21 protein-coding genes and 1 tRNA gene are annotated in these 20,711 nt (G+C 69.1%); 3 read left to right on the top strand and 19 right to left on the bottom strand.

Translation table 11 applies throughout. The annotated features are described in order from the left end of the window. Positions 1–124 precede the first annotated feature (124 nt). Both AB0I34_RS18720 and AB0I34_RS18715 read right to left on the bottom strand, forming a co-directional pair. Entirely contained in the window at positions 125–1,243 is a 1,119-nt protein-coding gene (locus AB0I34_RS18720) for an MraY family glycosyltransferase (protein ID WP_360446556.1), read from the bottom strand. Further along, a complete protein-coding gene (locus tag AB0I34_RS18715; RefSeq protein WP_360446555.1) occupies positions 1,243–2,214 on the bottom strand; it encodes an L-threonylcarbamoyladenylate synthase in 972 nt (323 codons plus the stop codon). The genes AB0I34_RS18720 and AB0I34_RS18715 overlap by 1 nt, the downstream gene beginning before the upstream one ends. 109 nt (positions 2,215–2,323) lie before the next feature. On the opposite strand from AB0I34_RS18715, the gene AB0I34_RS18710 reads away from it, so the two are divergent. Together AB0I34_RS18710 and AB0I34_RS18705 are read left to right on the top strand one after the other, a co-directional pair. Then, the gene (locus AB0I34_RS18710) at positions 2,324–3,337 is read left to right on the top strand and encodes an adenosine deaminase (protein ID WP_360446554.1); all 1,014 of its coding nucleotides are present in this window, start codon (positions 2,324–2,326) and stop codon (positions 3,335–3,337) included. Between the two features lie 73 nt (positions 3,338–3,410). After that, a complete protein-coding gene (locus tag AB0I34_RS18705; RefSeq protein ID WP_360446553.1) occupies positions 3,411–4,367 on the top strand; it encodes a hypothetical protein in 957 nt (318 codons plus the stop codon). Between the two features lie 3 nt (positions 4,368–4,370). Here AB0I34_RS18705 and prmC read toward each other — a convergent pair whose 3' ends face one another. The 11 genes from prmC to AB0I34_RS18650 all read right to left on the bottom strand — a co-directional run bounded on the left by prmC (position 4,371) and on the right by AB0I34_RS18650 (position 16,390). Then, complete coding sequence (prmC, locus tag AB0I34_RS18700; protein ID WP_360446552.1) at positions 4,371–5,198, bottom strand: peptide chain release factor N(5)-glutamine methyltransferase; 828 nt, start codon at positions 5,196–5,198, stop codon at positions 4,371–4,373. Further along, on the bottom strand, positions 5,195–6,271 hold the full coding sequence (gene prfA, locus AB0I34_RS18695; protein ID WP_360446551.1) for a peptide chain release factor 1: 1,077 nt from the start codon (positions 6,269–6,271) through the stop codon (positions 5,195–5,197). Before prfA ends, prmC begins: the two co-directional genes overlap by 4 nt. A 172-nt stretch (positions 6,272–6,443) precedes the next feature. After that, complete coding sequence (gene rpmE, locus AB0I34_RS18690; RefSeq protein ID WP_130387310.1) at positions 6,444–6,650, bottom strand: 50S ribosomal protein L31; 207 nt, start codon at positions 6,648–6,650, stop codon at positions 6,444–6,446. A gap of 109 nt (positions 6,651–6,759) precedes the next feature. Further along, positions 6,760–8,841: a transcription termination factor Rho gene (gene rho / locus AB0I34_RS18685; protein WP_360446550.1), complete on the bottom strand. Its 2,082-nt coding sequence runs from the start codon at positions 8,839–8,841 to the stop codon at positions 6,760–6,762. 337 nt (positions 8,842–9,178) lie between these two features. Then, positions 9,179–10,111: a homoserine kinase gene (gene thrB / locus AB0I34_RS18680; RefSeq protein ID WP_360446549.1), complete on the bottom strand. Its 933-nt coding sequence runs from the start codon at positions 10,109–10,111 to the stop codon at positions 9,179–9,181. After that, positions 10,111–11,187 carry a threonine synthase gene (gene thrC, locus AB0I34_RS18675; protein ID WP_360446548.1) on the bottom strand — a complete coding sequence of 359 codons (1,077 nt, stop codon included), beginning with the start codon at positions 11,185–11,187 and terminating at the stop codon, positions 10,111–10,113. Before thrC ends, thrB begins: the two co-directional genes overlap by 1 nt. A 4-nt stretch (positions 11,188–11,191) precedes the next feature. Beyond that, positions 11,192–12,484, bottom strand: a complete 1,293-nt coding sequence (locus AB0I34_RS18670; RefSeq protein ID WP_360446547.1) for a homoserine dehydrogenase — start codon at positions 12,482–12,484, stop codon at positions 11,192–11,194. Further along, entirely contained in the window at positions 12,481–13,887 is a 1,407-nt protein-coding gene (gene lysA / locus AB0I34_RS18665; RefSeq protein ID WP_360446546.1) for a diaminopimelate decarboxylase, read from the bottom strand. The genes AB0I34_RS18670 and lysA overlap by 4 nt, the downstream gene beginning before the upstream one ends. Then, a complete protein-coding gene (argS, locus tag AB0I34_RS18660; RefSeq protein ID WP_360446545.1) occupies positions 13,884–15,542 on the bottom strand; it encodes an arginine--tRNA ligase in 1,659 nt (552 codons plus the stop codon). The genes lysA and argS overlap by 4 nt, the downstream gene beginning before the upstream one ends. Positions 15,543–15,627: 85 nt before the next feature. Continuing rightward, positions 15,628–16,158 (bottom strand): hypothetical protein, encoded by a 531-nt coding sequence (locus AB0I34_RS18655; protein ID WP_360446544.1) that lies wholly within the window; start codon positions 16,156–16,158, stop codon positions 15,628–15,630. Between the two features lie 46 nt (positions 16,159–16,204). Continuing rightward, entirely contained in the window at positions 16,205–16,390 is a 186-nt protein-coding gene (locus tag AB0I34_RS18650; protein ID WP_131356108.1) for a PspC domain-containing protein, read from the bottom strand. A 215-nt stretch (positions 16,391–16,605) separates the two neighbouring features. Between AB0I34_RS18650 and AB0I34_RS18645 the strand changes: the two genes are divergently transcribed. Next, positions 16,606–16,677: transfer RNA gene (locus AB0I34_RS18645), tRNA-Arg, on the top strand. A 314-nt stretch (positions 16,678–16,991) separates the two neighbouring features. On the opposite strand, the gene AB0I34_RS18640 is transcribed toward AB0I34_RS18645, so the two are convergent. The 6 genes from AB0I34_RS18640 to AB0I34_RS18615 are packed head-to-tail and all read right to left on the bottom strand — an operon-like array spanning position 16,992 to position 20,626. Further along, positions 16,992–17,141: a DUF6338 family protein gene (locus AB0I34_RS18640; RefSeq protein ID WP_360446543.1), complete on the bottom strand. Its 150-nt coding sequence runs from the start codon at positions 17,139–17,141 to the stop codon at positions 16,992–16,994. Between the two features lie 36 nt (positions 17,142–17,177). Further along, positions 17,178–17,531, bottom strand: coding sequence for a fumarate reductase subunit FrdD (frdD, locus tag AB0I34_RS18635; protein WP_360446542.1), 354 nt, complete (start codon positions 17,529–17,531; stop codon positions 17,178–17,180). Continuing rightward, positions 17,528–17,908 (bottom strand): fumarate reductase subunit C, encoded by a 381-nt coding sequence (locus tag AB0I34_RS18630; protein WP_360446541.1) that lies wholly within the window; start codon positions 17,906–17,908, stop codon positions 17,528–17,530. Before AB0I34_RS18630 ends, frdD begins: the two co-directional genes overlap by 4 nt. After that, a complete protein-coding gene (locus AB0I34_RS18625) occupies positions 17,905–18,648 on the bottom strand; it encodes a succinate dehydrogenase/fumarate reductase iron-sulfur subunit (RefSeq protein ID WP_360446540.1) in 744 nt (247 codons plus the stop codon). Before AB0I34_RS18625 ends, AB0I34_RS18630 begins: the two co-directional genes overlap by 4 nt. Before the next feature lie 2 nt (positions 18,649–18,650). Then, complete coding sequence (gene frdA, locus AB0I34_RS18620; protein WP_360446539.1) at positions 18,651–20,393, bottom strand: fumarate reductase (quinol) flavoprotein subunit; 1,743 nt, start codon at positions 20,391–20,393, stop codon at positions 18,651–18,653. After that, a complete protein-coding gene (locus AB0I34_RS18615) occupies positions 20,393–20,626 on the bottom strand; it encodes a hypothetical protein (RefSeq protein ID WP_360446538.1) in 234 nt (77 codons plus the stop codon). The genes frdA and AB0I34_RS18615 overlap by 1 nt, the downstream gene beginning before the upstream one ends. Positions 20,627–20,711: the final 85 nt, after the last annotated feature.

Below are 20,711 nucleotides of genomic sequence, written 5' to 3'. Positions count from 1 at the left end.
CTGGTGCTTGTGAAAACTAGCACAAAGTCTGCATGGTCAGCAAAACGAGCGGTCCTGCCGCTGTACACGGACACCCTATCGGTAGGCCACCCCGACGGGTGGTCTGGTCCCCGCCAGCATGCGGTCAGACCTTGGCGAGCGGTTTCCGGGATCGCCTCGGCAGACCGGTGGTGAGCAGGACCGCGGTGACCGCGACGGCCAGCACGATCAGGGCGGTCCACCAGAACAGGACGAGCCCGAGGACCACCACGCCGTAGGCGATCAGAGCGGTCCACAGGTACATCAGCAGGACCGCGCGACGGTGCGAGTGACCGCGTTGCATCAGCCGGTGGTGCAGGTGCAGTTTGTCGGCCGCGAACGGCGACCGGCCGGCCTTGGTACGGCGTACGTAGGCCATCGTCAGGTCCAGCGCGGGGATCGCGAGCACCGCGATCGGCAGGACCAGCGGGAGCAGCGCCGGCAGCAGGCTGGAGCCGCCGACCTCGTACGGAACCGCGTTCGGGTCCATCTGGCCGGTGAGGCTGATCGTCGACGCCGCGAGCATCAGGCCGATCAGCAGGGCACCGGAATCGCCCATGAAGACCCTGGCGGGGAAGAAGTTGTGCGGCAGGAAGCCGAGGCAGGCACCGGCCAGCGCGACCGTGATCAGGGTCGAGGTCGTGGCCCGGTCGAGGTTCTGCTCGAAGTTCAGCAGGTAGGAGTAGATGAAGAACGCGGTCGCCCCGATCGCGGTGACGCCGGCGGCCAGGCCGTCCAGGCCGTCGACGAAGTTCACCGCGTTGCAGGACACGAGCAGGATGCCGGCGGTCAGTACGGCGAGCTGCGCGGGCGATGGCGACACCACACCGCCGGGCAGCGGAAGCCAGTACAACTGGATGCCCTGGACAACCATCACGCCGACCGCGAGCACCTCGCCGGCCAGCTTGGTGATCGCGTCCAGCTCGTACAGGTCGTCGACCACGCCGACGGCGCAGATCACCACGCCGCCGATCAGGATCGCCCGGGCGTCGTGCGCGACCTGCAGGCTGTTGCCGAGGAACGGTAGGTTGGATGCGACGGCGAACGCGGCGATCAGGCCGCCGAGGATCGAGATGCCGCCGAAGTACGGGATCGGAACCTTGTGCACGTCGCGGGCCCGTACCTTCGCGACGGCGCCGTACCGCAGCGCGATCTGCCGGGCCACGCCGGTCAGCAGGAAGGTCGTGGCCATCGCCACGAACAGGACCAGCAGATACTCGCGCACTAGTCCGCAGGCCTCACATCGTCCGGTTCGGACGGCTTCTCGTCGTCCTTGGCTGGGGACGGCGGCTTGTCGTCGTCCTGCTCGTTGGACGCCGCAACGGGTTCTTCGGTTGGCTTCTCATCGGTCTCGTCCGGCGTCGCTTCCGGTTCGTCGGCCTTCGCTTCCGGTTCGTCGGCCTTCGCTTCCGGTTCGTCGGCCTTCGCTTCCGGTTCGTCGGCCTTCGCTTCCGGTTCGTCAGCCTTCGCTTCCGGTTCGTCGGCCTTCGCTTCCGGCTCTTCGTCCTGCTTGTCTTCCGGCTCTTCGTCCGGCTTGTCGTCGTCCAGGTAGCTGGTGACGCCCGGCACGACGGCCCGGAGCTGCTCCAGCGACAGCGCACCGAGCCGTACGACGTGAGGCGTGTCGCCGGTGATGTCGACGATAGTCGACGGCTGCCCACCGGTCGCCGTACCGCCGTCGAGGTAGACCGCGACCGTGTCCTCCAGCTGTTCCTCGGCGTCGTACACGTCAAGCGCCGCGGGCCGGCCGCTCTTGTTCGCCGAGCTGACCGCGAGCGGACCGGTCCGGGACAGGAGCTCGCGGGTGTTCTCGTGGTCGGGCACGCGCAGCGCGACCGTGCCCTTGGTCTCCCCCAGGTCCCACATCAGCGAGGTCTGCGCGTGGCAGATCACCGTCAGCGGGCCGGGCCAGAACTCCTGGCACAGCGTGCGGCCGTCGTCGGGGACGTCGGTGGCGAGCGCGTCCAGCGACTCGACCACCGAGATCAGCACCGGCGGTGGCATGTCCCGGCCGCGGCCCTTGGCATCCAGCAGCCGCTGGACGGCGTCCGCCTTGAAGGCGTCCGCGGCGATCCCATAGACGGTGTCGGTCGGAAGGACGACCAGGTCGCCGGCCTCGATGGCGTCCACGGCCGCTCGATAGGCCGGTGCCAGCTCGTCGCCGGTGAAGTCGAAGCGCTCACTCACGCACCGCATCGTGCCACCCGCGACCCCTGCGACTCCAGCCGGGCTACGGCCCGGCGGATCCTGACAAGTGATTGTGAGCTTTCCGGCGGATCGTGCCAGAGACTCCTAGGATCCCGGCATGACTGTGTCGCGTGAGTTCCTTGCCGGGTTGCCGAAGGCCGAACTGCATGTCCACCACGTCGGGTCCGCGTCGCCGCGGATCGTCGCCGAGCTCGCCGCCCGGCACCCCGGGTCGCCGGTGCCGGCCGATCCGGCCGCGCTGGCCGAGTACTTCCAGTTCACCGACTTCGCCAAGTTCATCGAGGTCTACCTGAGCGTCGTCGAGCTGATCAAGACGCCCGAGGACGTCCGGCTGCTGACGTACGAGGTCGCCCGCGAGATGGCCGCGCAGAACCTGCGGTACGCCGAGCTGACCTGCACGCCGTACACGTCGGTGGTCCGGGGGATCGCGCCCGAGGCGTACTGCGAGGCGCTTGAGGACGCGCGGGTCGCGGCCGAGAAGGAACTCGGGATCACGCTGCGGTGGATCTTCGACATCTCCGGTGAGGACGGGGTGCCGGGCGCCGACGAGACCCTGCGGATCGCGACCGGGATCCGGCCCGAGGGCCTGGTCGGATTCGGCCTCGGCGGACCGGAGATCGGCGTACCGCGGCCGCAGTTCCAGCCGCACTTCGAGGCCGCGCTCGCCGCCGGACTGCACAGCGTGCCGCACGCGGGTGAGACGACCGGTCCGGAGACGATCTGGGACGCGGTCCGGGTGCTGAAGGCCGAGCGGATCGGCCACGGTACGTCGGCCATGCAGGACCCGGCGCTGGTCGACTACCTGGGTGAGCACCGGATCCCGCTCGAGGTGAGCCCGACGTCGAACATCGCCACCCGCGCGGTCGCGTCGTACGACGAGCACCCGCTGCGCGCGATGGTCGACGCCGGCCTGGTCGTCACCATCAACTCCGACGACCCGCCGATGTTCGGCACCAACCTGACCAACGAGTACGCCGTCGCCGCCCGTCTGCTCGAGCTCGACGAGGCCGGTGTCGCCGAGCTCGCCAAGACCGCCGTGCGGGTGTCGTTCGCCGAGGACTCCGTGAAGCACGCCCTGCTCCAGGAGATCGACGCCTACCTAGCCGGTTAGGGCGTGACGGGCGACCTGCGGCTGGGCGGCGTGAGTGGGTTGGTTCCTGCGCGGTTCGTGGTTGGCTGGAGCGATGCGGAAAGTCTGTGAGGTGCTGGCCATGGCCGGCGTACTGGTCGGCGCGGCCGCCTGCAGCGACGCGCCCGCGAGTGTCGGCTCCGCGCCGGCACCGGCGAAGACCACTCCCAGTCCGTCCGCTCCTGCCACACCACCGCCTCCCCCACCTCCGTCGGGCAACGGCGGCCTGCCGCGGGGCGGGCGCGTGATCTTCCCGAAGTACCAACTCGTCGGGTACGTCGGCCTGCCCGGCTCACCCGCACTCGGGCCATTGGACAAGGACCTGGAGAAGAAGGCGGCGACGCTGGAGAAGCTCTCCAAGTCGTACGCCGCCGAGCGCACACCGCAGCCGGTGATGGAGCTCATCGCGGTGGTCGCGAAGGGGTCGCCGGGCAAGGACGGGCTGTATCGCGGACGGCTGGCGGACGCGGCGATCGACGAGTACCTGACGGTCGCGCGCAAGCACAAGATGCTGTTGCTGCTGGACATCCAGCCAGGCCGGGCGAAGATCCTGCCCGAGGTGAAGCGGCTCGAACGCTGGCTGAAGGAACCCGACGTCGGCCTCGCGTTCGACCCCGAGTGGGCGGTCGGTCCGAGTCAGGTCCCCGGCCGGGTCTACGGTCACACGACCGGTGCCGAGCTCGACAGCATCGCGTCGTACCTGTCGGGTCTGGTCCGCGCGAACAACCTGCCGGAGAAGGTGTTCGTCTTCCACCAACTCTCCACCCGCATCGTCAGCAACGAGAAGGCGCTGACGAAACACCCCGGCGTCGTCACGATCAAGTCCGTCGACGGCATCGGCGCCCGCACCGACAAACTGAAGACCTGGGGCAAGCTGACGGCCGCCCTCCAACCGTCGGTCCATGCCGGCTTCAAACTCTTCTACACCGAAGACGCCCGGCAGGGCCCGCTGATGACCCCACCCCAGGTCCTCGCGCTCAAACCCCGCCCGGAGTTCGTGGTCTACGAGTAGGTGTTAGATCTTGCGGCCGGTGCTGAAGCGATGGCGGCCGGAGAGATCCAGTTGGTCGCGGACCTCGGCGAAGGACCGGGTAGCGGTGAACACGGCCGGAGCTGATTCGCCTTGTACGTCGGCGTGTTCGCAGGCGAACCAACCACCTGGTTTGAGCAGGCGGGCCGCGGTGGTCGCGACGACCTTGATCTCGTCGAGGCCATCATCTCCGGACCACAGGGCCAATGCCGGGTCGTGGTCGCGGACCTCGGCGGTGACAGATTCCCAAGCGGTCAACGGGATGTACGGCGGGTTCGCGATCACCGCGTCCACCTGACCGTCGTACTCCGGGAGACATCCGTCGATGTCGCCCTCGTGGAGGGTCGCACCGGTGCCCGCCAGGTTGCGGCGGGCCCAGACGCAAGCCTCGGCCGACAGTTCGACCGCGTGGACCGTGCTGTCGGGACGTTCGGTTGCGACCGCACCCGCGATCGCGCCGGAGCCGGTGCACAGATCGACCACCAGCGGGGACTTCACGTCAGCGAGGCGGTCGAGGATCCAGCCGACCATCACCTCCGTCTCCGGCCTCGGTACGAAGACACCGGGCCCGACCGCCAGCTCCCGATAGCGGAAGGCCGCCGTACCGGTCAGGTGCTGGAGCGGTTCGCGCTGCGCGCGGCGGGCGATCAGCTCGTCGTACCGGCGTACCTGATCCTCGGTCGGGTCGCCGAGATTGAGCCGGCTGGTGCCGGTGACGAAGGCGAGCAGTTCCGCGGCGTCGAAGTCAGGCGACGCGACGCCCGCGCCGCGCAACCGGGCCGCGGCGTCGGCGACCAGGGTCTTGGTGCTCACTGGGATTCGACGGCCTCGAGCCGGGCGGCGAGGTCCGCGTCGGTCAGCGCCTGGATCACCGGTGCCAGGTCGCCGCCGAGGACCTGGTCGAGGTTGTGCGCCTTGTAGCCGACGCGGTGGTCGGAGAAGCGGTTCTCCGGGAAGTTGTAGGTGCGGATCCGCTCGGACCGGTCGACGGTCCGGATCTGCGAACGGCGGGCGTCGGACGCCTCCTGGTCGGCGGCCTCCTGCGCGGCGGCGAGGAGCCTGGCCCGCAGGACACGCATCGCCTGCTCACGGTTCTGCAGCTGGGACTTCTCGTTCTGCATCGACACCACGATGCCGGTCGGCAGGTGGGTGATGCGGACGGCCGAGTCGGTCGTGTTCACGCTCTGCCCACCCGGACCGGACGATCGGAACACGTCGATGCGCAGATCGTTCTGGTCGATCTCGACGTCGACGTCCTCCGCCTCCGGCAGCACCAGGACACCGGCCGCGGAGGTGTGGATCCGGCCCTGCGACTCGGTCACCGGCACCCGCTGGACCCGGTGCACGCCGCCCTCGAACTTCAGCTTCGCGTACGGCGCCTCACCCGGCTCCGGAGTGCCCTTCGCCTTGACGGCGACGGTGATCGACTTGTAGCCACCGAGGTCCGACTCCGCGGAATCCAGAACTTCGGTCTTCCAGTGCTGCGACTCGGCGTACTTCAGGTACATCCTCAGCAGGTCGCCGGCGAACAGGGCCGACTCGTCGCCGCCCTCACCGGCCTTGATCTCGAGGATCGCGTCCTTGTCGTCGCTCGGGTCCCGCGGCACCAGCAGCACCTGCAGGCGCTCGGCCAGCTCCTCGCGACGGGCGGTCAGCTTCGCCGCCTCCTCCGCGAACGCCGGGTCCTCGGCCGCCAGTTCCTTGGCCGCGCCGATGTCGTCCGCGGTCCGCAGCCACTCGTCGTACGTGCGGACCACCGGCGCGAGCGCGGCGTACCGCTTGCCGACCCGGCGGGCGTTGGCCTGGTCGGAGTGCAGCGCCGGATCCGACATCTGCCGCTCCAGCTCGGCGTACTCGGCCTTGAGCGTCTGAACCGCCTCGAACATCCCGCACTCCTCCTCTCGCAACGCGCCGATATCCCAGCCGCGCCAGCCCCGCGCAAAGGGGGTGCGGGTGGCGAAGCCCCCGCTCGCGGCAAGCGAAGCGCGGCCGCACAATACGCGAGGGCGAGGTGGCCTGCGCTGTCCGCAGGCACACCTCGCCCATCGCCGTCGCCAGCTACTTCTTGGCGTACCGCTTCTCGAAGCGGGCCACCCGGCCACCGGTGTCGAGAATCTTCTGCTTGCCGGTGTAGAAGGGGTGGCACTGCGAACACACGTCGGCGTGGATCACGCCGTTCTCCGCGGTCGAGCGCGTGGTGAACGTGGCGCCACAGGTGCAGGTCACCGTGGTGTCCACATACGTCGGGTGGATGTCGCTCTTCAAAGGATCTCCTAGGTTCAGGTGCCCCGGGTCGCCCGCGGACGCGGACGTGAACCGGAACCGACAGACCAGTTTGCCACCCGAGGGCGGCAAACTGGTAATCGACTGCTTCTCAGTTCCCGTCGTCGGTGCTGCGCGCGCCGCCGGCCGACGGGGTCGTCTTGTTGACCTGGAGCAGGAACTCGATGTTCGACTTGCTCTCCTTGAGCTTGCCGATCAGGAGCTCCAGGGCAGCCTGGCCGTCGAGCGCGGACAGCACCCGGCGGAGCTTCCAGACCACGGTGGTCTCGTCCTTGCTCATCAGCAGTTCCTCGCGGCGGGTGCCGGAGGCGACCACGTCGATGGCCGGGAAGATGCGCCGGTCGGCGAACTCGCGGCGCAGCCGCAGCTCCATGTTGCCGGTGCCCTTGAACTCCTCGAAGATCACCTCGTCCATCTTCGAGCCGGTCTCGATCAGCGCGGTCGCGAGGATGGTCAGCGAGCCGCCGTCCTCGATGTTGCGGGCCGCACCGAAGAACCGCTTCGGCGGGTACAGCGCGGACGAGTCCACACCACCGGACAGGATCCGGCCGCTGGCCGGCGCCGCGATGTTGTACGCCCGCCCGAGCCGGGTGATCGAGTCGAGCAGTACGACGACATCGTGGCCGAGCTCGACCAGCCGCTTGGCCCGCTCGATCGCCAGCTCCGCGACCGTGGTGTGGTCGTCGGCCGGACGGTCGAACGTCGACGCGATGACCTCGCCCTTCACGGTGCGCTGCATGTCGGTGACCTCTTCGGGCCGCTCGTCCACCAGCACCACCATCAGGTGCACTTCGGGGTTGTTCGTGGTGATCGCGTTCGCGAGCGCCTGCAGCACCATCGTCTTACCGGCCTTCGGCGGCGAGACGATCAGGCCGCGCTGGCCCTTGCCGATCGGGCTGACGATGTCGACGATCCGGGTGGTGAGCACACCGGGCTCGGTCTCCAGCCGCAGCCGCTCGGTCGCGTACAGCGGGGTCAGCTTGTTGAAGTCCTGCCGCTGCTTGGCGATCTCCGGGTCCGCACCGTTGACGGTGTCGATCCGGACCAGCGGGTTGAACTTCTCCTTGCGCTCACCCTCCTGCGGCTGCTTCACCGCACCGGTGATCGCGTCACCCTTACGCAGGCCGTAGCGCTTCACCATCGACAGCGCGACGTACACGTCGTTCGGGCCGGGCAGGTAGCCGCTGGTCCGGACGAACGCGTAGTTGTCGAGGACGTCGAGGATGCCGGCGGCCGGGACGAGGACGTCGTCCTCGCTGATCGTCGGCTCCGGGTCGAACCGCTCGCCGCGGCCCCGGTTCCGGCTGGTGTCGCGACCGCTCTGGGTCTCCCGGGTGCGGTCCCGGTCCCGGTCGCGGCCCCGGCGGCGCCGGCGACGGCTCTCGCCTTCCTCGCCGCGGTCGTTCTGGTCCTGGCGGTTCCGCTGGTTGTCCCGCTGGTTGTCGCGGTCCTGGCCACCCCGGGTCTGGGTGTCCCGGTTGCGGTCGCGGTTGCCGTCACGGTTCTGGTTGTCCCGGTCACGGTTCGCGTCACGGCTCGCGTCGCGGTTCCCGTCCCGGGTGTTGTCCCGGTTCCGGTCGCGGTTGCGGTCACCGTCGCGGTTGTCACGGTTGCGGCTCTCACCGCCCTGCTCGGCCCTCGGCTCGGCCGTCTTCGGCTCGGCCGCTTCGACCGGGGAGGAGCCGTTCTGCGCGGCGCTGTCCTGCGCCGGAGCCTGCGCGGCCGGCGCCTCGACCGCGACCGGCGCTGCCGTGGCGTGGTCGGCATCGGACTGGCCGGCACCGTTCTGGCCGACGGTCTTCTCGGCCGCGGCGCGGGTCCGGCGGCTGCCGCCCTCGCGCTTCTCGGCCCGCCCGGCCCGAGCGGCCGGGGCGTCGGCCGTCGGCGCCTCGGCGGCACCCTCGTCCAGGGTCGGCTGGCTCGACTTCGGGCGCGAACCGCCCGTGGAGCTACCGGCCTGGGCGGCCTTGATCGCCTCGATGAGCTGGCCCTTGCGCAGCGCGCCGGTGCCCTTGATGCCCAGCGTCCCGGCGAGCTGCTTGAGCTCGGGGAGCAGCATGCCCTCGAGGCCGCCTCCGGCCTTCCGGCGACGCGTGGCGGTGGTGGCCGCGGCGTCAGTACCCGGGGCCGGTGACGTACCGGCTCCGCTGGAGGCTTCAACAGTTTCTGTCACGTGAGGTCCTTCCCACACGGATGGACGATGTCCCTGAAAGGCTCATCGCCCGGAATCATCACCCACGACCGACGAAACGGCGACGTGGGTATCAAGAGGCTCTCGCTCGATCTGAGTCCCTCCGGACGTTTCCGGCGCAGGCGGCGCAAGATCAGTCCGCAGGAGGGTCGCCACACAACACAAGGTGCCGGGAGCACAGCCCGGATCGTGGCGAGAGTTCACCGATCACCTGGAGGGGATCGGGTGAGTCGAGACTAGCACCACTGTGGGTCGTTCTGCTGACTCGAGGGGTACAACGTGTGTCAATTGCCGATCATTCCCCTTCGGCCCTGGCACGCTATCCGGACTCCATCGACCAGACCTGCACGCCGACTGGATCAATGGCCAGGTCGTACCGCGTCCAGCCGTCGGGTGCGTCCGGCGTACCGCGGAAGAATGCGGGCTGACCTGCAGCTTTACCTGCCGGCGCAGAGGTTTCAGCTGGGCGGCCCAGTACGGCAACCGTCGGGCCGGCACCGCTGACGATCGCGGCCAGTCCGCTCCCTCGCAACTTGTGCACCAGCGCCAGGCTCTCCGGCATCGCGGGCGCGCGGTACTCCTGATGCAGGCGATCCTCGGTCGCGATCAGCAACAACTCCGGGCGCGTTGTCATCGCGGCAACCAACAATGCAGCCTTCCCCGCATTCGCGGACGCGTCACTGTGGGAAACAACGCCAGGCAACAATCCGCGCGCCTCCTTTGTCAGCACGCGATTGTCGGGTACATAGGCCACCGCAGCGAGCCCGTCCACAGGGTCCAACCTGATCGCCCGTCCTGCGTCCCCTTCGGTCCACGCGATCGTGAATCCACCCAGTGCGGCCGCGGCCACATTGTCCGGATGCCCTTCGATCTCGTTCGCCAGTACGACGATCCGATCGCGATCCACCGGTACGCCGGCCAGCCCGTACGCCGCCGCGAGTCCGCCGACGATCGCGGCCGATGACGAACCGAGCCCGCGGCCGTGCGGGATCCGGTTCTCACACCGCACCGTGAATCCGGGCACCGGCACACCCAACGCGTCCAGGCCGGCACGGATCGAACGGACCACCAGATGCGACTCGTCCAACGGCACCTCGCCCTCGCCGGACCCGGTCACCTCGACAGTCACCCCGGATCCACCGGGCGTCACGACCAGGTCGTCGTACAGGGTCAAGGCCAGGCCGAAGGCGTCGAAGCCCGGGCCGAGGTTGGCGCTGGTCGCGGGCACCCGCACCCGGACCTGGTCCGGCATCAGGCGAGGCCGGCGACGCGCGCAACGGCGTCGGTGTCGGGGGGTGTGACCGGGGACTCGTCCACCTTCGCGTGATCGAGCGCCGTGTCGATGTCCTTCAGGCCATGGCCTGTGACAGTGATCACGACGGTCGAGCCGCCGTGCAGCCATCCGTTCGCCTTCGCGTGCAGCAATCCGGCGACACCGGCCGCCGACGCCGGCTCGACGAACACACCCTCGCGGGCGGCGAGCTCACGTTGTGCGGTCAGGATCTGCTCGTCGGTGACCATCTCGATGCGGCCGCCGGACTCGTCCCGGGCGGCCTCGGCCAGCGTCCAGGACGCTGGGTTCCCGACCCGGATCGCGGTCGCGGCGGTGTCCGGCTTCTCGACGATCGCGCCGCGCACGATCGGGGCCGCACCCTCGGCCTGGAAACCCCACATCTGCGGGGTCCGCGAGGCCAGCTTGTCCTTGGCGTACTCCTGGTAGCCCTTCCAGTAGGCCGCGATGTTGCCCGCGTTGCCGACCGGGAGCAGATGTAGATCGGGTGCGTCGCCGAGCGCGTCGCACACCTCGAAGGCCGCGGTCTTCTGGCCCTCCAGGCGGACCGGGTTCACCGAGTTCACCAGCGCGACCGGGTAGTGCTTGCCGAGCTCGCGGACGATCCGCAGGCAGTCGTCGAAACCGCCGTCGATGGTCACCAGCCGGGCACCGTGAACGATGGCCTGCGCCAGTTTGCCCTTCGCGATCCGGCCGGCCGGGATCAGCACGAGCGGGACCAGCCCGGCCCGGACGGCGTACGCCGCGGCCGACGCCGAGGTGTTGCCGGTCGAGGCGCACACCACGGCCTTGTCACCGGCCTGTGCGGCGAGCGAGATCGCGACCGTCATACCGCGGTCCTTGAACGAGCCGGTCGGGTTGTTGCCCTCGACCTTGAGCCAGACCTCGCAGCCGGTCTGCTCGCTCAGCCACTGCGCGGCCACCAGCGGCGTCCCGCCTTCGCCGAGCGTGACCACGGGAGTGTCCGCCGAAACAGGCAGTCGGTCCCGGTATTCCTCGATCACGCCTTGCCACTGATGAGGCCGCTGCTGAGCCATGCCGTTATCCGCCTTCCACCCGCATCACACTGCTGACTTCACGAACGATGTCCATGTCGCGCAGGGTCTCCACGGTTGCGGACAATGCGGCGTCGGTCGCGGTGTGGGTGACCACCACCAACTGCGCGTCACTCCCCCGGCCCTCCTGGCGGACGGTCTGGATCGACACGTCGTGCTCAGCGAAGGCGTGGGCCACCGCCGCCAGCACACCGGCCTTGTCGGCCACGTCCAGCGACACGTGATAGCGGGTCACCGCGTCACCCATCGGCCGCACGGCCCGCTGGGTGTACGACGACTCGCCGACCCCCGGCACACCCTTGAGCCGGTTGCGCGCGGCGGACACGAGATCCCCGAGGACTGCGCTGGCCGTCGGGGCGCCGCCGGCACCACGACCATAGAACATCAGCTGCCCGGCTGCCTTGGATTCCACGAAGACGGCGTTGTACGCGTCCCGGACGGAGGCGAGCGGGTGGTTCGCGGGGATCATCGCCGGGTACACCCGGGCGCTGACCGAGTCGGTCGTCTCGTCCAGCTCACAGATCGCCAGCGACTTCACCACACAGCCCATCTCGCGGGCCGAGGCGATGTCCGTCGCGGTCACGTCGGTGATGCCCTCGCGGTGCACGTCGGCGATGGAAACCCTGGTGTGGAAGGCCAAACTCGCCAGCAGCGCCGCCTTCGCGGCCGCGTCGAAGCCCTCGATGTCCGCGGTCGGATCGGCCTCGGCGTACCCGAGCGCCTGGGCCTCTTCCAGCGCCTCGTCGAACCCGGCGCCGGTGCTGTCCATCTTGTCCAGGATGTAGTTCGTGGTGCCGTTGACGATGCCCATCACCCGGGTCACGTCGTCACCGGCGAGCGACTCGCGCAGCGGCCGCAGGATCGGGATCGCCCCGGCCACGGCGGCCTCGAAGTACAGGTCGCGCTGGTACTTCTCCGCGGCGGCGAACAGCGTCGGGCCGTCCTCCGCCAGCAGTGCCTTGTTCGCCGTGACCACGGACGCGCCGTGCTCGAGCGCGGACAGGATCAGCCCGCGGGCCGGCTCCAGCCCACCGATCACCTCGATCACCAGGTCCAGGTCGCCGCGCGACACCAGGGCCTGCGCGTCGGTGGTGACCAGGGACGGATCGACGGCGATGTCCCGCTCGCGACCGGCCCGGCGTACCGCGATGCCGGCGATCTCCAGCCGGGCGCCCACGCGGGCGGCGAGGTGATCAGCCTGCTCGGTCAGGATCCGCACGACCTCCGTGCCGACCACGCCACAACCGAGCAGGCCCACCTTCAAGGGTTTCTCGTTCACGCGTCCGCCCCCATGTCGAGTGCCAGCAGGTCGTCTTCGGTCTCCCGGCGTACGACGACCCGTGTGTGACCGTCCTTCACCGCGATCACCGGTGGCCGCGGTACATGGTTGTAGTTGCTCGCCATCGACCGGCAGTACGCACCCGTCCCCGGTACGGCGATCAGGTCGCCCGGCCGCACGTCCGACGGGAGGAACTCGTCCTTGACCACGATGTCACCCGACTCGCAATGCTTGCCGACCACGCGGGCCAGCGACGGCTCGCTGTCGGAGTACCGGTTGGCGAGCGTGCAGGAGTAGTCGGCGTCGTACAGCGCGGCGCGGATGTTGTCGCTCATCCCGCCGTCGACCGAGATGTAGGACCGGGAGGCGCCGTAGTCGAGCTCGACCTCCTTGACCGTGCCGACCGAGTAGACCGTGCACATGGCCGGGCCGACGATCGCGCGGCCGGGCTCGATCGAGACCCTCGGCACCTCGACCTCGAAGGCGCGGCACTCGTGCTCGACGATCTTGCCCAGCTCGGTCGCCAGCTGCGCCGGGTCGGACGGGTCGTCCTGGGTGGTGTAGGCGATGCCGAAACCTCCACCCAGGTCGAGATCCGGCATATCCACGCCGAGCTCCTCGGAAACCCTTGCGTGCAAGGCGATCACGCGCTTCGCGGCGACCTCGAACCCGGACGAGTCGAAGATCTGCGAGCCGATGTGCGAGTGCAGGCCGAGCAGCTCCAGCTCCGGCGCTTCGTTGACCCGGGCAACGGCTTCGAAGGCGGCACCGGAGGTGATCGAGAAGCCGAACTTCTGGTCCTCATGCGCGGTCGCGATGTACTCGTGGGTGTGCGCCTCGACGCCCGCGGTGACCCGGATCATCACCGGTGCGGTCGTGTTCCGCTCCCGGGCCAGCTCGATCAGCCGGGTGATCTCGTACTGCGAGTCGACGATGATCCGGCCGACGCCGGCGTCGAGCGCCCGCGCCAGCTCCTGCTCGGACTTGTTGTTGCCGTGGAACCCGAGCCGCTTCGGGTCGGCGCCGGCGCGGAGCGCGACGGCCAGCTCTCCCCCGCTGCAGATGTCCAGGTTCAGGCCTTCTTCCATCACCCACCGGACGACCGTCGTACACAGGAACGCCTTGCCGGCGTAGTACACGTCGAAGTCCTTGAAGGCGTGCTTGAACGCGCGGGCGCGGGCGCGGAAGTCGTCCTCGTCCAGCACGAACGCCGGGCTGCCGTGCTCGGCGACCAGGTCGCGGAGGTCGACGCCGCCGATCACCAGCGAGCCCTCGCCGGACTTCTTCGCCGTGGACGACCACAGCTGCGGGACCAGGTCGTTGACGTCGCGCGGGGTGCTCAGCCAGGCGGGCCCGCGGTGCCCGGCCTGCGCGTGCAGGGCCCCCGCCTCGTGCGCCCTCACATCCGCTCCGGTGCGGAGACGCCGAGCAGGTCCAGCCCGTTGGCGACCACAGTCCTGGTCGCGCCGACCAGGGTCAGGCGAGCCTTGTGCACCGGCTCCACCTCCTCGTCGCCGCGCGGGAGCACGCGGCAGCTGTCGTAGAACTTGTGGAAGGCGGACGCGGTGTCCTCCAGGTAGCGCGCGACCCGGTGCGGCTCGCGCAGCTCCGCCGCGGTCGCGACGATCCGCGGGAACTCGGCCAGCGCGCGGAGCAGGTCACCCTCGCGCTCGTGGCTCAGCAGGCCCGGCTCGAACTCGTCCAGCTTGATGCCGAGCTCGTCCGCGTTGCGCAGGATCGAGGCGAGGCGGGCGTGCGCGTACTGCACGTAGTACACCGGGTTCTCGCTGACCTGGCGGGTCATCTCCTCGATGTCCAGCGTCAGCGGCGAGTCGACCGGGTAGCGGCACAGCGTGTACCGCAGCGGGTCGACGCCGCCCTCCTCGACCAGCTCGGCCAGCGTGACGATGGTGCCGGCCCGCTTGGACAACCGCATCTCCTCGCCGCCCTTGAGGATCTTCACCAGCTGGCCGATCAGGATCTCGATGTTGTGCTCGGGGTCGTCGCCGGCGCAGGCCGCGATCGCCTTCAGCCGGTTCACGTACCCGTGGTGGTCGGCGCCGAGCAGATAGATGCAGATGTCGAAGCCGCGCTCGCGCTTGTTCACGTAGTACGCCGCGTCGGAGGCGAAGTACGTCGGTTCGCCGTTCGAGCGGATCAGAACGCGATCCTTGTCGTCGGTGAAGTCCGTGGTCCGCATCCACAGCGCGTCGTCGGCGTCGTACAGGTGGCCCTGCTCGCGGAGCTTCTCGATCGCGTGGCCGACACCGTCCTGCTCGTGCAGGCTGCGCTCGGAGAACCAGACGTCGAACTTGGTCCGGAAGTGCTCGAGCTGCGCCTGCTGCTCCTTCAGTTGGCGCTCGTACCCCGCCTCGCGGAAGGCGATCGGCTGCTCGTCGGCGGGAAGCTCGGTGATGCCTGGGACCTCGGCGACGATCTGCTTGGCCAGGTCCAGGATGTACTCGCCGTGGTAGCCGTCCTCGGGGATCGGCTCGCCGTGGGCCGCGGCCTGCAGGCTGGCACCGAACTTGTCCATCTGGGCGCCGCGGTCGTTGATGTAGAACTCGCGGCTGACCTTCGCGCCGGCCGCGGTCAGCACCCGGGCCAGGGCATCGCCGACAGCAGCCCAGCGGGTGTGGCCGAGGTGCAGCGGGCCGGTCGGGTTGGCCGAGATGAACTCCAGGTTCACTGTCTGGCCGTGCAGGCTGTCGGAACCGCCGTACGCCGGGCCGGCGTCCACGATCGCCTGCGCGATCTTGCCCTGGGCGTCGGCTGCGACCCGGATGTTGATGAAGCCCGGACCGGCGATCTCCACCGCGGTGATCGCGTCGTCGTCCTGCAGCTTGCCGGCCAGCAGCTCCGCGAACTGGCGCGGGTTCAGCCCGGCACGCTTGCCCAGCTGCATCGCGACGTTGGTGGCGTAGTCCCCGTGCTCGGGGTTCTTGGGCCGCTCGACCTTCAGCTCGCGCGGCAGCCCGCCCTCGACGGTGATGGTCCCGTCGTCGGCGAGCGCGGCCAGGGCCTGGAGGATCTTCGCAGCGAGCTGTTCCGGAGTCACCGCCTCAGCCTAATGGCCCCGCCCCGAAACCCTTGACTCACCATCCACAGCCCGGTACACGCCCGGGACGGCCAGGCCATCACCGTCAGTGGGTGGCGGTGATCTGGAATTGGGTCTTGGGGGTTAGCTCGGCGTCCCACGCGACGGGTTTGCCGTTGGCGGTGACCGTGAGAGTGGTGCAGGCGTCTGCCAGGCATTTGCCGTCGTACTTGACGCCCCAGAGGGTGAAGAACTGTTGGAGGGTGGGACGCTCGGCGGTCGTCTTGGCCTCGACGTACACCAAGCCGTCCGCGGTATGCGTATGTACGGCGGCCTGCTCGGCGCGGACCCGGTCGACGCCGACTCCGGCCGGCACCTGCACCGCCTTGCCGTCGACCGAGACCGCCATCCTCACCGTGTACGGCGACGGGCCGGAGAAATCGAGCGGGAGACGTTCGAACCCCGCCATGTCGATGTACGACACCCCGTCACGCGGCGCGTCCCACGGCGGCGGACCGGTCCGGATCTCGGCCGGACCGGGCGGCGCGGGACCGACCTGGCAGCCGCCGGCCACACTCGTCACGAGGAGCAGGGCGGACGCCGTCGCACCCGCCCGGCGCCACCTGCCTGCTCTCATGACGAGCCAGGTTGCCATGGGGCACCGGGGGTGCGGACCGCCGGGGTCAGTACTCCGACGGCATCAGGATCCAGAGCACCAGATAGATCAGGACCTGCGGGCCCGGGAGCAGACAACTGACCACGAAGATCAGCCGCATCGTGTTGGCCGAGATACCGAACCTGCGGGCCAGTCCGGCACAGACACCGCCGATCCAGCGACCGCTCGACGGGCGAACCAGTGTGCTAGCCATGAGTTCAGGTTTCCTTTCCACAGATGGACTTACCACCACTATGACTCCGAATCCGCCCGAGTCGATCCCTCCACACCGGCGATCCAGGGTGCGCTCAGGGTGCCCCGGGCACCCAGCTCGGTGACCCACCTGGGCCGGGTACGCCGGGCGCCGCGCGGAGCGCACCCGATTCGGGACTCAGCGCACTTTCCTGCTACTGTTCTGCACGTTCCTGAGCCCCCGTAGCTCAGGGGATAGAGCACCGCCCTCCGGAGGCGGGTGCGCAGGTTCGAATCCTGCCGGGGGCGCGGACGATCTGGGCGATTCATGCTCGCGGAGTGCGCGAGCTGTGGATCGCCCGTCGTGTTTTGTGGGGGTGCGACCCCCACACCCCGCCCGGAGGGGCTTCGCCCCCCGGACCCCCCATGGCGGTGGTTGCCGTGGGTGCCAACGGTTCCGGCCGGAGGTTGTGTGGGTGCCAACGGCGGGGGTTGCTGTGCCTACGGCTCCGTTTCGGCGGTGGTTGCTGTGCCTGCGGCTCCGGCTGCGGCGGTGGTTGCTGTGGTGCCTGCGGCTCCGGTTGCGGGGCGGTGGTTGGTGTGGGTACTGCGGGTGCGGTGGGTTATCGGGTGGTTGCTCGTAGTACTGCTTTGGGGTCTCGGGTGAAGGGGACCGGGCCGCGCCAGCGTTCGCGGAGAAACTGATACGTGATCCCTGGCAGCACGAACAGGGCCAGCAGTGCCACTTGAAGCACGGTCGAGGGCGTTCCCATTCGACTGAGGCTACTGCTTGGACAGCACCAGTCGGGTCAGACCGTCAGGAGGAGTGCGGCGGCCAGGACGGATCCCACGACCGCGCCGCCGTAGCACAGGATCACGATTGGTACGGCGTAGCGCTTGAGCTGTAGGCCGTCGTAGAGGGTGTAGCGGAAGCGGTGGGCCCAGTGGAAGAGGGCCAGGACGGACAGGCCGAACAGCACCAGCCGGGTCAGCGGATTGTGCAGTACGGCGAACAGATGCGCATGCGTCGGCGGTGTCAGCCAGTCCAGCGGGAACGCGAGACCGAACAGGAAAAGCAGGATCGGGAGCATCAACGCCGCGACCATGCCGCCGGAGCTGAACAGCATCCACAGCAAGGGTTCGGGCGAGCGGCGGTGGTTCATCGCAGCACCAGCCACGCGACGATTGCCGACAGCACCAACCAGGCAAGGTAGTGCGCGGCAACGATCTGCCGCGCCGGCACCCGGCGCCCGCGCGCCTTCACCACCATGGCTCGCGGCGCCAGCCCGAACCAGGTCACCACATGCAGCAGCAGGAACAACATCGCGATCACGTTGATCGCAACCATCCACCACTCGCCACTGCGGTCCAGGAACCGCTGGTACGACGCCGGCCCGTCGCTGACCGCGTTGACCAGCAGCAGCAGGTAGACCACCGTCCACGCGACGAACACGCTGCTCAACTCGCGGAGCACGAAGAGCAGATAGGAGCGCCGCTCGAGCCACCACAACAGGTGGACCGGCCGCTCGTACACACTCACCGCCGGCTCCTCGGCATCAGCAGGCCCTTGATCGCCTGGGTCGCCGCGGTCAGCTTGTACCGCTGGATCGCGCCCGCCGGGTCCACGCCCTTCGGACACGCGGCACTGCACTCGCCGACGAACGTGCAGGACCAGATCCCTTCCGGCGACGACAGGACGGCGAGCCGCTCGTCGGCACCCTCGTCCCGCGAGTCGAGGTTGTAGCGCTGCGCGAGCGCGATCGCCGCCGGTCCGACGAAGTCCTGGTCGAGGGCGTACACCGGGCAGGCCGAGTAGCACAGCATGCAGTTGATGCACATGCTGAACTGCTGATAGTCCTCCATTTGCTCCGGTGTCTGCAGGTACTCGCCTTCCTCGAGCGGGCTGTGCACATCCCGGACCAGCCACGGCTTCACGGTCGGCAGCTTGTCCATGAAGTCACCGATGTCGACGACCAGATCGCGGATCACCGGGAAGTTGTGCAGCGGCTCGATCCGGATCGGTCCGGGCGCATAATCGGTGAGGAAGGTGGCACAGCTCAGCTGGGGATCGCCGTTGACCGTCATCCCGCAGCTGCCGCAGATGCCCATCCGGCACGACCACCGGAAGGACAGCGTGCCGTCCAGATGATCCTTGATGTAGCTGAGGCCGTCCAGGACCGCCCACTGCTCACGCAGCGGAACCTGGTACGACTGCATGACCGGTTCGGTGTCCACCCCAGGCCGGAAGCGCGCGACCTCGAGGGTGATCTCGTCTGCCATCACTACCTCCCGTACACGCGTTCGCCCGGTGGCCAGCGGGTGATGGTCACCGGTAGGTAGGTGACGCGGCCGGTGCCGTCCGGTTGACGGCGTACCAGCGAATGCGCCAGGAAACGATCGTCGTCGCGGGCCGGGAAGTCGGTACGCTGGTGTGCACCGCGCGACTCCTCCCGGCGGAGCGCACAGGCGATGATGCTCTCGGCAACATCCAGCATGAACCCCAGCTCGAGCCACGCGATCAGCTCGGTGTTGAAGTTCGTGCTGTGGTCGTCGATCGCCGCGTGCTGGTACCGCAGCCGCAGCTCGGCCAGCCGGTGCTCCGCCTTGGCCAGCGAGTCGCCGTCGCGATAGATCCCGGCGCCGTTCTCCATCGTGGTCTGCATCTCGGTGCGGATGTCCGCGATCCGTTCATGACCCTCGGCACGCCGGGCCAACTCCCCGGACAGCCGCCGCTCCTCGTCCCGGCCCTGCGCCAGCACAGCCTCGGGTACGGCGACCCGGTAGCGGCCGGCGAACACCGCGGCGGCCCGGCCGGCCCGGGTGCCGAACACCAGACACTCGGGCAACGAGTTCGACCCCAGCCGGTTGGCGCCGTTGATGCTGACACAGGCCACCTCGCCGGCGGCGTACAGGCCCTCGAGCGACGTGGCGCCCCGGATGTCGGTGTGGATCCCGCCCATCATGTAATGCACTACCGGCCGCACCGGCACCAGTTCCTTCACCGGGTCGATGTTCTGGTAATTCGTGCACAGCTCGCGGACGAACGGCAGCTTGGCGTCGATCAGCTTCGCGCCCAGGTGCCGCAGATCCAGGTGGACGACCGGCCCGTACGGCGTATCGGTCGTCCGGCCCTTCTCCACCTCGTGGACGAACGCCTGGGACAACCGGTCCCGCGGGCCGAGCTCCATGCTGCGCATGACCGGCGTCGGCGACGGCGTACCGAGGTCGTAGTCCTGCAGGTAGCGATAGCCGTCCTTGTTCAGCAGCCAGCCGCCTTCGGCCCGCGTCGCCTCGGTGATGAGGATGCCGGTGAACGGCAGGCCGGTCGGGTGGTACTGCACGAACTCCATGTCCTTCAGCGCCGCACCGGCCCGGTATGCCAGCGCCATGCCGTCACCGGTCTTGATGTTCGCGTTCGTGGTGAACGGGTAGACGCGTCCGCACCCGCCGGTGCACACGATCACCGTGCTCGCGGTGATGGTCTCGATCCGCCCGGTGGCCAGTTCGATCGCGACCACGCCGTACGCGCGGCCGTCGTCGACCAGGATCTTCGTGACGTACCACTCGTCGTACCGGACGATGTCGGAGTAGGAGAGCGCGGTCTGGAAGAGCGTGTGCAGCAGGTGGAAGCCGGTCCGGTCGGCGGCGAACCAGGTGCGCTTCTTCTTCATGCCGCCGAAGGCCCGGACCGCGATCCGTCCGTCGGGCTGCCGGCTCCACGGGCATCCCCAGTGCTCGAGCCGGAGCAGCTCGCGCGGCGCCTCGGCGACGAACGCCTCGACCGCGTCCTGGTCGCAGAGCCAGTCGCTGCCGGACACCGTGTCGTACGCGTGCTCGTCGAGGCTGTCGTCGTCCGCGGCAACGGCCGCGGCGCCACCCTCCGCCGAGACCGTGTGGCTGCGCATCGGATAGACCTTCGACACGACCGCCACCCGCAGTGCAGGGTTCGTCTCGGCGACCGCGATGGCAGCACGCAGCCCGGCGCCGCCGCCCCCGATGACCACGACGTCATGGAAGGTGGTCATCAGGCCTCGTGCTCGCCGCTGTGCTCGTCGGACAGGACCTTGCCGTCGTGCCGGACGGTCTGGATCCGCACACTCCCGTCATGGAACTCGTGCTGCATGTGCCGGCAGCCGCAGGCGTAGTGCATGTCGTCGAGCCGGAAGCCCTCGAAGTCGTCCTCCTGGCTTCGGTCCGCATCGCCGAGCCGCCCACAGGGCGCCCGCTCCCCCGTGAGGTGGGTCTTCGTCCCGGTCATCCTCCTACCCCCTAACCGCTCGAGGTGTTTGTGACCTACATCACGCCTCGATAGTGCGCCTAGGTTTTCGCGGCGGCAATGCCTG

The sequence above is a fragment of the Kribbella sp. NPDC050281 genome (genome assembly GCF_040655855.1).
Lineage (GTDB): Bacteria > Actinomycetota > Actinomycetes > Propionibacteriales > Kribbellaceae > Kribbella.
The sequence above is the reverse complement of the archived record's forward strand: the minus strand, read 5'-3'. Positions and strand labels throughout refer to the sequence as shown.

Bases quoted from the DNA above. Each gene is read 5' to 3' on its own strand.
- frdA (WP_360446539.1), bottom strand. From the start codon at position 20,393: ATGACCACCTTCCATGACGTCGTGGTCATCGGGGGCGGCGGCGCCGGG.
- AB0I34_RS18710 (WP_360446554.1), top strand. From the start codon at position 2,324: ATGACTGTGTCGCGTGAGTTCCTTGCCGGGTTGCCGAAGGCCGAACTG.
- AB0I34_RS18650 (WP_131356108.1), bottom strand. From the start codon at position 16,390: ATGGCTAGCACACTGGTTCGCCCGTCGAGCGGTCGCTGGATCGGCGGT.
- AB0I34_RS18615 (WP_360446538.1), bottom strand. From the start codon at position 20,626: ATGACCGGGACGAAGACCCACCTCACGGGGGAGCGGGCGCCCTGTGGG.
- AB0I34_RS18705 (WP_360446553.1), top strand. From the start codon at position 3,411: ATGCGGAAAGTCTGTGAGGTGCTGGCCATGGCCGGCGTACTGGTCGGC.
- AB0I34_RS18715 (WP_360446555.1), bottom strand. From the start codon at position 2,214: ATGCGGTGCGTGAGTGAGCGCTTCGACTTCACCGGCGACGAGCTGGCA.
- AB0I34_RS18625 (WP_360446540.1), bottom strand. From the start codon at position 18,648: ATGGCAGACGAGATCACCCTCGAGGTCGCGCGCTTCCGGCCTGGGGTG.
- prfA (WP_360446551.1), bottom strand. From the start codon at position 6,271: ATGTTCGAGGCGGTTCAGACGCTCAAGGCCGAGTACGCCGAGCTGGAG.
- thrC (WP_360446548.1), bottom strand. From the start codon at position 11,187: ATGGCTCAGCAGCGGCCTCATCAGTGGCAAGGCGTGATCGAGGAATAC.
- thrB (WP_360446549.1), bottom strand. From the start codon at position 10,111: ATGCCGGACCAGGTCCGGGTGCGGGTGCCCGCGACCAGCGCCAACCTC.
- frdD (WP_360446542.1), bottom strand. From the start codon at position 17,531: ATGAACCACCGCCGCTCGCCCGAACCCTTGCTGTGGATGCTGTTCAGC.
- AB0I34_RS18655 (WP_360446544.1), bottom strand. From the start codon at position 16,158: ATGAGAGCAGGCAGGTGGCGCCGGGCGGGTGCGACGGCGTCCGCCCTG.
- AB0I34_RS18640 (WP_360446543.1), bottom strand. From the start codon at position 17,141: ATGGGAACGCCCTCGACCGTGCTTCAAGTGGCACTGCTGGCCCTGTTC.